This is a genomic window from Flavisericum labens (genome assembly GCF_045446075.1).
Classification (GTDB): Bacteria; Bacteroidota; Bacteroidia; order Flavobacteriales; family Flavobacteriaceae; genus Flavisericum; species Flavisericum labens.
On record NZ_JBJJBQ010000008.1, the window covers coordinates 1 to 12,208 of the forward strand.

The 12,208-nt window shown below is 35.9% G+C and carries 11 protein-coding genes; 6 read left to right on the forward strand and 5 right to left on the reverse strand.

Annotated features, from left to right (window positions below; genetic code table 11):
- Positions 1-91: 91 nt before the first annotated feature.
- Positions 92-1,282, reverse strand: coding sequence for an ADP-forming succinate--CoA ligase subunit beta (gene sucC, locus ACIEHO_RS12560; RefSeq protein ID WP_406972227.1), 1,191 nt, complete (start codon positions 1,280-1,282; stop codon positions 92-94).
- A 202-nt stretch (positions 1,283-1,484) separates the two neighbouring features.
- On the opposite strand from sucC, the gene lysA reads away from it, so the two are divergent.
- From lysA to ACIEHO_RS12590, 6 genes are all read left to right on the forward strand, one after another.
- Complete coding sequence (gene lysA, locus ACIEHO_RS12565; protein WP_406972229.1) at positions 1,485-2,720, forward strand: diaminopimelate decarboxylase; 1,236 nt, start codon at positions 1,485-1,487, stop codon at positions 2,718-2,720.
- Positions 2,721-3,042: 322 nt separating this feature from the next.
- Positions 3,043-3,789, forward strand: a complete 747-nt coding sequence (locus ACIEHO_RS12570; RefSeq protein WP_406972231.1) for an MFS transporter — start codon at positions 3,043-3,045, stop codon at positions 3,787-3,789.
- Positions 3,790-3,817: 28 nt separating this feature from the next.
- Positions 3,818-4,405 carry an MFS transporter gene (locus ACIEHO_RS12575; protein ID WP_406972233.1) on the forward strand — a complete coding sequence of 196 codons (588 nt, stop codon included), beginning with the start codon at positions 3,818-3,820 and terminating at the stop codon, positions 4,403-4,405.
- Between the two features lie 217 nt (positions 4,406-4,622).
- Positions 4,623-5,351 carry a hypothetical protein gene (locus ACIEHO_RS12580; RefSeq protein ID WP_406972235.1) on the forward strand — a complete coding sequence of 243 codons (729 nt, stop codon included), beginning with the start codon at positions 4,623-4,625 and terminating at the stop codon, positions 5,349-5,351.
- Between the two features lie 109 nt (positions 5,352-5,460).
- The gene (locus ACIEHO_RS12585; RefSeq protein ID WP_406972237.1) at positions 5,461-6,333 is read left to right on the forward strand and encodes an ester cyclase; all 873 of its coding nucleotides are present in this window, start codon (positions 5,461-5,463) and stop codon (positions 6,331-6,333) included.
- Positions 6,334-6,490: 157 nt separating this feature from the next.
- On the forward strand, positions 6,491-6,670 hold the full coding sequence (locus tag ACIEHO_RS12590; protein ID WP_406972239.1) for a hypothetical protein: 180 nt from the start codon (positions 6,491-6,493) through the stop codon (positions 6,668-6,670).
- Here the strand turns inward: ACIEHO_RS12590 and ACIEHO_RS12595 are convergent.
- The 4 genes from ACIEHO_RS12595 to hutH form a co-directional block, all read right to left on the reverse strand.
- The gene (locus ACIEHO_RS12595; RefSeq protein ID WP_406972241.1) at positions 6,662-7,210 is read right to left on the reverse strand and encodes a DinB family protein; all 549 of its coding nucleotides are present in this window, start codon (positions 7,208-7,210) and stop codon (positions 6,662-6,664) included. The genes ACIEHO_RS12590 and ACIEHO_RS12595 overlap by 9 nt on opposite strands.
- A 134-nt stretch (positions 7,211-7,344) precedes the next feature.
- Complete coding sequence (gene hutI / locus ACIEHO_RS12600; protein WP_406972243.1) at positions 7,345-8,586, reverse strand: imidazolonepropionase; 1,242 nt, start codon at positions 8,584-8,586, stop codon at positions 7,345-7,347.
- Positions 8,586-10,622, reverse strand: a complete 2,037-nt coding sequence (locus ACIEHO_RS12605) for a urocanate hydratase (RefSeq protein ID WP_406972245.1) — start codon at positions 10,620-10,622, stop codon at positions 8,586-8,588. The genes hutI and ACIEHO_RS12605 overlap by 1 nt, the downstream gene beginning before the upstream one ends.
- An 8-nt stretch (positions 10,623-10,630) precedes the next feature.
- Complete coding sequence (gene hutH / locus ACIEHO_RS12610) at positions 10,631-12,121, reverse strand: histidine ammonia-lyase (RefSeq protein ID WP_406972498.1); 1,491 nt, start codon at positions 12,119-12,121, stop codon at positions 10,631-10,633.
- Positions 12,122-12,208 lie beyond the last annotated feature (87 nt).

Here is a 12,208-nt window from a genome sequence, read left to right on the forward strand (position 1 = left end):
ACAATGTTACCATTGTTCAGCTTTAATTTATAAATTTAATCCTTTAATAATCTGTATCGGTTATTTAGGACTAGACAAATATTTAAAAACTTTAAGAAAGCACTTCCTGTACTTTATCTGCAGCCTCTTGAAACTCGGTAGCACTTAATACATCTAAACCAGAGTTGTCAATTAATTCTTTTGCCACGTCGGCGTTGGTCCCTTGTAATCGCACAATAATTGGTACGCTAATATTACCCATGTTTTTATAAGCATCAATAACCCCTTGTGCCACTCTATCGCATCGAACAATACCTCCAAAAATATTGATTAGAATAGCTTTTACAGCTGGGTCTTTTAATATGATTTTAAAAGCGGCTTCAACACGAGCGGCATCAGCAGTGCCTCCTACATCTAAAAAGTTGGCTGGTTCACCACCCGCTTGTTTAATTAAATCCATAGTAGCCATAGCTAAACCGGCGCCGTTTACCATACAACCAACGTTTCCGTCTAAATCTACGTAATTCAGTCCTTTCTCACCAGCTTCAACTTCAATGGCGCTTTCTTCTCTAATATCTCTTAAATCAACATAATCTTTATGTCTATAAAGAGCATTGTCGTCAATCGTAACTTTGGCATCTACAGCCATTATTTTATTATCGCTTGTTTTTAAAACTGGATTAATCTCAAATAATGAAGAATCAGATTTTACATAAGCTGTATATAAAGCAGTAACAAACTTGGTCATTTCCTTAAACGCTGTACCCGATAAGCCAAGGTTAAAGGCTACTCGTCGAGCTTGGAAAGGCATAATTCCTACAGCTGGATCAATTTCCTCAGTAAAAATTAAATGAGGTGTTTCCTCAGCAACGGTTTCTATATCCATTCCACCTTCAGTAGAATACATAATCATATTGCGCCCAGTTCCTCTATTAAGCAAAACAGACATATAGAACTCACTGGTTTCACTTTCTCCAGGATAGTAAACATCTTCGGCAACTAAAACTTGGTGCACTCTTTTTCCTTCGGCTGAAGTTTGCGGAGTAACCAAATCCATACCAATTATTTGCCCAGCAATTTCTTCAACTTCTCCAAGGTTTTTGGCAAGCTTTACGCCTCCACCTTTTCCACGACCACCTGCATGAACTTGTGCTTTTATTACATGCCAACTGGTTCCTGTTTCACTTGTTAATTGTTTTGCTGCTGCAACTGCTTCTTTAGCATTTTGTGCCACAATACCGCGTTGAATGCGTACGCCAAAACTGCTTAGTATTTCTTTGCCTTGATATTCGTGTAAATTCATAATGTCCTTGATAAGTTTAAGAAGCACAAATGTAAATAATAGCGGTTACTTACCCTAATAATTAATTGCGAAAACTTATTAAGAATAGCAAACAACAATATTTAATGTTAAATAATTAACATTTTGTTTAATGTTTACAAATTTTTTACTGATTTCTTTTTTATAAGTTTTAATAAAATATCTTTGGCGAAAATTTGAAATCATGACAGAAAATCAATTGCTTAAAATTGTACAGGAGTTCGGTAGCCCCATATACGTTTACGACGGCCATAAAATTGAAGCACAATATAAAAGACTTACAAGTGCATTTAAAAATGTGAAGCACTTAAAAATAAACTACGCCGTTAAAGCGCTGTCTAATATTTCAATATTAAAACTTTTGAGATCTTTAGGTTCTGGAATAGACACGGTATCCATTCAAGAGGTAAAATTAGGTTTGGCTGCAGGTTTTAAGCCAGAGCAAATTATATTCACTCCCAACGGTGTTTCCTTAAGTGAAATTGAGGAAGCCGCAAAACTTGGTGTAAAAATAAATATCGATAACCTCTCTATTTTAGAGCAGTTTGGCACAAAACACCCTAAGGTACCAGTTTGTATTCGTATTAACCCACATGTTATGGCGGGTGGAAATGCCAATATCTCGGTGGGTCACATCGACTCTAAATTCGGTATTTCCATTCACCAAATTCCTCATATTCTGCGCATTGTGGAAAACACTAAAATGACCATCAATGGTATTCATATGCACACGGGAAGTGATATATTGGATATTGAAGTGTTTTTATATGCCAGCGAAATTTTATTCGAAACAGCCAAGCAATTTAAAAACTTAGATTTTATAGATTTTGGTTCTGGATTTAAAGTACCTTATAAAGAAGGCGATATTGAGACCAATATTGAAGAATTGGGCCAAAAACTAACCGAAAGATTCAACCAATTCTGTAAAAATTACGGTAAAGATTTAACCCTTGCGTTCGAACCTGGGAAGTTTTTGGTTAGTGAATCGGGATGCTTTTTAACACAAGTAAATGCAGTAAAACAAACAACGTCAACGGTATTTGCTCAGGTAGACTCTGGTTTTAACCATTTAATTCGCCCAATGTTTTACGGGTCGCACCACGATATAAGTAACATCTCTAACCCAAATGGCAGAGAGCGTTTCTATACCGTAGTGGGTTACATTTGCGAAACTGACACTTTTGGCAGTAATCGTCGTATTAAAGAAATTACCGAAGGTGACGTCCTTAGTTTCAAAAATGCTGGAGCCTATTGTTTTTCTATGGCCAGTAATTACAATTCGCGTTTCCGTCCAGCGGAAGTACTCTGGTATAACGAAAAGGCACATCTCATAAGAAAACGTGAAACTTTTGAAGACATTATAAAGAATCAGCTTGAAGTTGACTTTTCTACACAAGAAAAAAAGACTGCTATTAAGTAATTTCCAACTAATCTTAGTTATCAAAAAAAGGCTTTACAAATGTAGAGCCTCTTTTTTTTTACACTAAACTCTATCGATATATTGTCACAAACTTGATAATATTCAATATTTTACGTAATATTAGCTTATATATTCCCCTAAGTCTTTTTTTAAAGTTTAATATCAACAAAAAGAGGCTATGCAAAATCTCAATTCTTTAATTCAAAAAAAAAATGGCTCAATAATCTAGAGCCAAACCTCTTCTATCAATTTTCACACATACCTTGATTATTATTTAACCCGATACTATGATTAAATTTTGTTTAACCAATGTCCTCCCAATTTGAAAGCAAAAAAAACCGCCTCTATAAACAAGAAAAGAAAACCTTGGAAAAAACTTAATCTTGTATTATCTGAAAATTCTTTTTTAAGATATTTTAACTTTTCCGCACTTTATTTAGCTCAGGGCGCACCAGAGGGCATTACTTTTTATGCCATTCCCGCTTGGTTAGCCATGAACGGAAAAACACCCGCAGAAATTGCTAGTTTTGTTGCTGTCATCGGAATCCCCTGGAGCTTAAAATTATTTATTGCGCCATTAATGGATAGGTTTACAATTCTTTCAATGGGCAGAAAAAGGCCGTGGGTAATATTTGGTCAATTGGGATTGATTATAAGTTTTTTAGCCATTGGACTTGTCCCTGATCCATTAAATAATTTAAGTGGTTTAATGATGGCTGGGTTCTTTATTAGTTTTTTTGGTGCCTTTCAAGATGTTGCCACCGACGGAATGGCTGTTGAAATTGTTCCAAATAATGAAAAAGCGCGCGCAAATGGCTTAATGTGGGGCTCTAAAACCATAGGAGTTTCAATTACACTTGTTGTTGGAACATCACTAATAAATCTATTAGGATTTTCAACAGCGATACCGTTCTTATCTCTTGCCTTTGCTTTTTTTATATTAGTACCTATATGCTTTAGAGAACGCCCAGGTGAAAAATTAATGCCATGGACTAAAGGAAAGCCTTCTGCGGATGCAGAAAAAATCCAACTCCATAGTTGGAAAAAGATATTTAAAAGGACTTTTTAAAGTCATTATTCTTCCATCCAGCATCTTTATGAGTATAGCCATTTGTTTTAATGGCATGCTAAATGGTCTTGTTGATACGCTCTTGCCCATTTACACAATTCAAGAACTAGGATGGACAAACACCTCTTTCTCACAAGCTTATTCAACAACCAGTTTAATTAGTGGTCTATTTGGTATGTTTGCCGGTGGTGCCTTAGTTGATTACTTCGGTGAAAAGAGAATGCTTACTATATATTTAATAGCAACAATAGCTTTACTATTTGGAATTGGGTTGTCTTCGTCATTATGGGGATTCAATGAAATCATTTTCAGCTTTATTTTATTATCATCTTTATTGGCAACATTTATTAGTATTGCATTTTTCGCAACAGGAATGAAGCTATGTTTTAAAACAGTTGCAGCCACCCAATTTACCCTATACATGGCAATCTCTAATATGGGTAGAGCATATGGTTCGGGACTCATCGGTCAATTAAAGGCATTTTTTGAATGGGAGCAAATTTTCCTATTTATTGCAGTGAGTCCGTTGCTAACGGTATTGATATTACAGTTTATAAATTTTCGAAAACACAAAAAGTCGATGGAAAATTTTGTAGAAAAAATTATAATTCAATAAAACATGAAAACTAAAAGATATTGCATTGTTCTCAAAAGAATTGATATCAGTAAAAAAATTACTATATTTAAATTCTGGCTTTAATAATCGAAAGCTAGCCCCCCCTTCTCACAGCATTAGTAGCAAAAAATAAAACAACATAGCCCTAAATTAATATTTAAAATCCTGTGTTAGAATAGTTCTAACACGTGTATATATTAATTTAAAACCAACCGAAATGAAAAAATTATTGTTTTTAATGTTGTTACTACCGCTATTAGTAGTATCACAAGAGAATGAATCTTTTTTACTGAATCTATCAGAGATTACTGTTAAAACAGGTCATAACGCACAATTTATTGAGGGTGTAAAAGCATGGAAAGAATGCTATTTAGAAAATGATGGCGAAGACAAATGGAATATTTGGAAGCGTGTTCAAGGGGAGGGCAATGTATATACCATGACAAGTGCCATGGCTAATTGGGCAGAAATGGATGAAAAAGATGACCCAGCAGGAAAAGAATGTAGAATGATTGTTGTCAACTTAATCATGCCGCATGTTAAAAGTGTTCATTATAATATAGCGCGTTCTATGCCAGAGTTGAGCAGAAATGCCCCAATGCCTGAAGACACAGGATTAGTGTGGGTTTATAATGTAAAAGTTAATAATTCATCAGATTTTAATGACGTTGTTTCTGAAATAAGCAAAGCGGTTAAAAAAGCTGAAGGAGATAGCAGAGGAACTTGGTATAGTGTTATGGGTGGATCTCCAGAGGTAGCTGATTATTTTATTGGTGTTCCATTCAAAAACTTTGCTAGCTTAGATGTTGAACGAGATGGTGTTTGGAAAATTTATGAAAATGCAAATGGCAAAAACAAAACCGATGCGCTTAGAGCAAAATTTAGAGCTTCCGTTTCAAGTGATTGGTCGTATATATATACACTAAATAAAGAATTATCAAACTAAATTAAACAAGTTTTATTTATAATAAAAAGTCCATCTATTTGGTTGGACTTTTTGTGTATATCACTATAGATTTTCAGTTCATTACTACTAACCATTAAAATCAACCAAAATGAAAAACAGTTTAAAACTCCTTCTTTTCTCAATGTTTCTTTGTGTAATGTCTTGTAAAAATGCTCAATTAGAAAAAAACATTTCGATGTATACACAAACTTGGGATCAAATTATTAACGATGGTAATATTGACCTCATTAATAACACCAATTTCGTAGAAGACATTATTCTGGTTTCAAGCCCTGAAAATATCGTGGGTATTGAAAACGTAAAAGCCTACTACCAAAACTTTCTTACCGGATTTTCAGATATTGAGTTTACAACGGTTGATGCTTTTGGGCAAGATGATAAAATTGTAAAACATTGGAGTTTTAAGGGCAAACATACCGGTGAATTCTTTGGAATGCCGCCCACTGGAAAACCTGTAAATATTGAAGGTGTTACCTTAGTAAAAATGCAAAATGGCAAAATTTTACAAGAGCATGATTTTATGGACAATATGGCTTTTTTACAACAACTAGGTGTTGTATCTGCATATGAAAATACAAGTTTAGTCAACAATCTTTATACTGCCTTTGGGGAAGGTGATATTCCAAAAGTACTCGCTGGTTTAGATGCCGAAGTAATTTGGAACGAAGCAGAAGGTAATGCTTATGCAGACGGCAATCCCTACATAGGCCCTGATGCCGTACTAGAAGGTGTTTTTGCTCGTGTTGGCGAAGAACATGAATATTTTAAACTAAGTGATATTGAAATTCACGACATGTATAACAATCAGGTATTGGCCACCTTAAGGTACGACGCCAAACTTAAAAAAACAGGAAAAACGTATAACGCCCAAGCTGCACACCTTTGGACTATTGAGAATGGTAAGGTAGTAGCATTTCAACAATATATAGACACCAAAAAATTAGATGATGTAAGTAAATAATATGTTTTATATCATCAGTAATTATAAAAAAGCGTCTCAAATTTGAGGTGCTTTTTTATTTTAGTTTTGCGTACAAAATTTTCCCTAGGTTTAGAAATAATGTTTGTTTATTTCTAAAAGCCCTTAATTCTAGTTTTTTGGCGGAAATTGGAAAGACATGATTTTAACAAAAGAAGTAGTCGATAAGGCATTGCTAATCAATTATGGCTATACACTTTTTGTTGTTTATATAGTTTGGATTTTGGTTATTGGCCTGCTCTATTTTCCAAGTAAAAAATATATGTTGTACAAAGCGAGCAACAAAGACAAATGGTGGTTAAGCTATTTGTTATTTTAATTTACCCGTAAACAAACTCACTTTTGAAGTAAACGGATTACCTGATGCTCGTCTTAACAGAACTATTTGCCCACAATGCCAAACGGCATCTTCAATGGGACCATTTATAATATTCCAAAATGGAAATTTAGTATCAAACTGACTTAAATCTTCTGTAACTATTAAAATTTCTGAAGCCTTTTTTAGGTTTTCTAAGGTAAGTTTTCGTTTCTCATCAAAACTTAAATTTGAATGTTCTTTTTTTTGCTCAGAAGTTGAAACGGCATTCAAAATAAAATTTGAAAGTCCTAATATATGATTGATAGTTTCACCACAAGAACGGCCAGATTCACTTGGTTTATAATTCAAATCTTCATCCCTCAATCCTTCGGTCGCCCAGTAGTAACGAAACCCTAAACCATCAAGCATTCTCGCCATAACTGCTCCCGCTGTATAGCTAATAGAATAATCTGGTATTTCCTGATACGGCGATTTATTCTCCTCTTGTGCCATACAAAAATTTGAAAGTGTTAAAACTGTAATTAAGATTAGGTTTTTCATAGATTCAATTTAAAAAGTTAAAGATAGTATTTCTATAAACGCCGAATATTTTGCGTTAGGTAATTTTATGTTAACTACAACTTTTGGAACTTGATTATTTTGGAGTCAAATAAAGCAATAGAAACATACCTGAATTAATATTTTAAATTTTTACCTGAAATATAAACCTGTTGAATTTGATTTGCACCATACGAATATGGGATAAATTGATAAGAATTAATAGGTTTCGTAAGAATAAAATTCGCTTTTTTTCCTGCGGTAATACTACCTATTTCATTTTGTAAGCCCATGGCATACGCTCCATTTATGGTAGCCGCATTAATAGCTTCCTCAGGTGTGAGTTTCATTTTTATACAGGCTGTAGAAACCATAAAATTCATGTTTCCAGAAGGTGAAGAACCTGGGTTATAATCCGAGGCCAAGGCTAATGGCAATCCAGCATCGATCATTTTACGCCCCGGTGTGTATGGAATACCCAAAAAGAAAGAACAGCCGGGTAAAGCTACTGGCATCGTTTGGGTGCCTTTTAAGGCTTCAATATCTTCAGTTCGCATTTCCTCTAAATGGTCTACCGAAAGTGCCTGGTACTTTACTCCTGCTTGAATCCCTCCAATGGAATTGAATTGGTTGACGTGAATTTTCGGGATTAGTCCGTGTTGTTTTCCAGCTTCTAGAATGCGCTCGGTGTCTTCAACCGAAAAATAGCCTTCTTCACAAAACACATCAATAAAATCGGCTAATTTGGCTTCTGCAACCAATGGAATCATTTCTCTTATAATTAGCTCTAAATAGCCTTCCTTATTGTTTTTATATTCATCTGGAACGGCATGCGCACCCAAAAAAGTAGCTTTTATAGGTAAGTCATAATTTTCCTTTAAGCGCTTAATGACACTGAGCATTTTTAACTCCGACTCCACCGTTAAACCGTAACCCGATTTAATTTCGATTGCACCTGTTCCCATGGCAATAATTTCCTCTAATCGGATTTTGGTTTGTTGATATAAATCTTCTTCCGAAGTTTGTTGAAGCTTTTTAGCCGAATTTAAAATACCACCTCCTTTACTGGCTATTTCTTGGTACGAAACCCCATTTATTTTATCAACAAATTCACTTTCGCGGTTTCCGGCATATACTAAATGGGTATGTGAATCGCACCAGGCAGGCAAAATCATTTTTCCTTTGGCATCAATGGTTTTATCTGCTTTTATTTCAGGGCTATCCTCCATTTTTCCGAAATCAGAAATCACACCTTCCTCAATCAATAAATAAGCATTTTTAATAGTAGGCAAATGACACATATCCTTACCTGAAACGAAATCAATAGGCTCTTCTCGAACTTGAAGTAATGCTTTTATATTTTGAAATAAGATGCGCATTAAAATAGGTTTTCTAACATTTTATCATCTACTAAGTTAGGCAAAGTTACTTTTAAACTAGGCGTACGTTCCATTTCACGCTTTATAGCAAACAAAGCCTCATCGTTTCTAGCCCAACTCCGGCGTGCAATTCCATTATTTACATCATAAAACAACATGCTTTTTAATCGTTCTTCGGCCTCTTTTGTACCATCCAAGAACATGCCGAAACCACCATTTATTACCTCGCCCCAGCCAACGCCGCCGCCATTATGAATGGATACCCAAGTAGCACCCCTAAAACTATCGCCAATGACATTTTGAATCGCCATATCTGCTGTAAATTGACTACCATCGTAGATATTTGACGTTTCACGGTAAGGTGAATCTGTACCACTCACATCATGATGGTCGCGCCCTAATACCACTGGACCAATTTCTCCCGAAGCTACAGCATTATTAAAGGCTTCAGCAATTTTAGCACGCCCTTCCGCATCGGCATATAAGATACGTGCTTGCGAACCTACGACCATTTTATTTTTTTTGGCATCTTTTATCCAAGTGATATTATCTTGCATTTGTAGTTGGATTTCTTCAGGCGAATTTTTCATAATCCCCTGTAGGACTTCCATGGCAATTTCATCAGTTTTATCTAAATCTTCTGGTTTGCCCGAAGTGCAAACCCAACGGAAAGGCCCAAAACCATAATCGAAACACATGGGTCCTAAAATATCTTGAACATATGATGGATATTTAAAATCAATATTATTCTCTGCCATCACATCGGCGCCGGCACGTGAAGCCTCTAAAAGGAAAGCATTTCCGTAATCGAAGAAATAGGTGCCTCGTTCCGTATGCTTATTTATTGCTTCGGCATGTCTTCGTAATGAGGCTTGAACCTTTTCTTTGAAAACTTCGGGTTCTTCCCGAATCAATCGGTTTGATTCTTCATACGAAATACCCACCGGATAATAACCACCCGTCCATGGTATATGCAACGACGTTTGGTCTGAACCCACATCAATAAAAATGTTTTCTTCATAAAACCGCTCCCAAACATCAACCACATTCCCAATATAGGCAATAGAAACGACTTCTTTTTCCTTTTGAGCTTCTATTACTCGAGCAACTAAATCATCTAAACTATCAACCAAAACATCTACCCAACCTTGTTCGTAGCGCTTTCTAACTGCTTTTTCGTTAACTTCGGCAGCAATCGTTATACAGCCCACTATGTTTCCAGCTTTGGGTTGCGCGCCACTCATTCCGCCTAAACCAGCAGTTAAAAAAAGCCTCCCCTTAGTCCCCTCCAAAGGAGGGAAAACCACGGTATCCTGATTTTTTGAGTTTGGGAGAGCTGCTATTTTTCTAAAAGCATTCATCACCGTAATCGTTGTTCCATGTACAATACCTTGTGGACCAATGTACATAAATGAACCCGCTGTCATCTGTCCGTATTGTGTAACGCCCAAAGCATTGAATTTCTCCCAATCGTTTGGCTTAGAATAATTGGGAATCATCATCCCGTTTGTAACCACAACACGTGGCGCATTTTTAGATGACGGAAACAGTCCCATGGGATGACCAGAATACATGTGCAACGTTTGCTCTTCAGTCATGTTTGCTAAATACTGCATGGTTAAAAGGTACTGTGCCCAATTTTGAAACACAGACCCGTTTCCTCCATAAGTAATTAATTCTTCGGGATGCTGCGCCACGTCTGGATTTAGATTGTTTTGAATCATGAGCATAATAGCCGCCGCTTGCAACGATTTTGCCGGGTAATCTTCAATTGGTCTGGCATATATTTTATAAGATGGTTTAAACCTATACATATAAATTCTACCGAAATCTTGTAATTCTTGCGCGAACTCTAGCGCCAACACTTCATGCCATTTTTTTGGAAAGTATCTTAATGCATTTCGAATGGCCAAACGTTTTTCCTCTTTCGATAAAACATCCTTTCGCTTTGGCGCTCTGTTGGCATCTGCAGGATAATCATATTTTATTGGTAATTCTTGCGGAATTCCTCGTAATATTTGCGCTTGAAATGTCATTTTTAATATTACCTTAAATTGAAAGCTTTAATTTTAACAAGTTCAATCATAGTATTGATATCGTTTTTTAAAATTCTATCATTTTCTAATTTCGGAACTTGTTTTCTAATGATCTTATGATTTTCTTCTATAATATCTGAGAAGGTATTGGGTCTTCTAAACTCCAAAGCTTGGGCGCTATACATTAATTCGATGGCCAATACTTTTTCGATGTTCCCTAAAATCTGATTGAATTTACGCCCCGAAATACTTCCCATAGATACGTGGTCTTCTTGCCCCAAAGAGGTTGGAATGCTATCTGCAGACGGCGGAAAACATAAAGATTTATTCTCGGTTACCAAAGCTGCGGTGGTGTACTGCGGTATCATAAAACCTGAATTCAATCCGCCACCAGTGGTTAATAACCTCGGCAATCCAAATTTACCTTCAATAAGCAAATAGCACCTTCTATCTGAAATATTACCCAATTCGGCTGCAGCAATCGAGCAGTAATCTAAAGCCATTGCCAATGGTTGCCCATGAAAATTTCCACCTGAAATTGCTTCGGTTTCACTTAACACAATGGGATTATCGGTTACCGAATTCATTTCAATTTTTGTTAACTTCAACAAGTGGTAATATGCGTTTCTTGATGCGCCATGTACTTGCGGAATACAACGCATGGAGTAAGGGTCTTGCACGCGCTCGCAATTTTCGTGAGAGTCTACATTCTGTGATTTATAAAGAAGCATTGTCATTCGTTCTGCGACTTCAACTGTGCCTCTAAACGGACGCAATTTATGTAATTCGTCACGAAAAGGTGCCGAACTTCCTTGGTAGCCTTCAATACTCATAGCTCCGCAAACATCGGCCAAATCTAAAAGATATTCCATCTTTTTTAAACCAACAATGGCATGTGCCAAAATAAATTGGGTGCCATTTATTAATGCCAAGCCTTCCTTGGCCTGCAATTCTATGGGCTTTAAATTATGTGATTTTAAAACTGCTTTTGCAGGAACAATATCCTCTCCTATCCGAAATTCACCTTCTCCCATTAATGGTAAAAACAAATGTGCCAATGGTGCCAAATCACCCGAAGCACCAACCGAACCTTGTTCTGGAACTATTGGCAATAAATCGTTTTCAATGAAATACATAATACGTTCTATAACATGTAAACGAATACCCGAAAACCCATGACTTAAAGCATGCACTTTACAAATCATCATTATTTTTGATAGTTCCTTTGCAATTGGTTCGCCAACACCAACAGCATGTGTAATCAGTAGGTTTTTTTGAAGAAGGCTGGTTTCTTCTAGAGAAATTTTAACGTCGCATAAAGGCCCAAACCCTGTATTAATACCGTACATGGGCTTAGTGGAATTTGCTAAAGTTTCCACTTTCTCCCTGCAGTCATTAATACTTTTAATGGCTTGTTCTGTTAATGTTGCTTTAAAACTACCGTTAGCAATAGCCAAAACCTTATCTACCGTAAGTTTATCAATACCGTATGCAAACATCATTTTAAATTTAAATATTAAGTATTAAGTATTACAAATTTATTGATAAATTTGATGCTTAATAAGACCATTAATATCAACATTTAA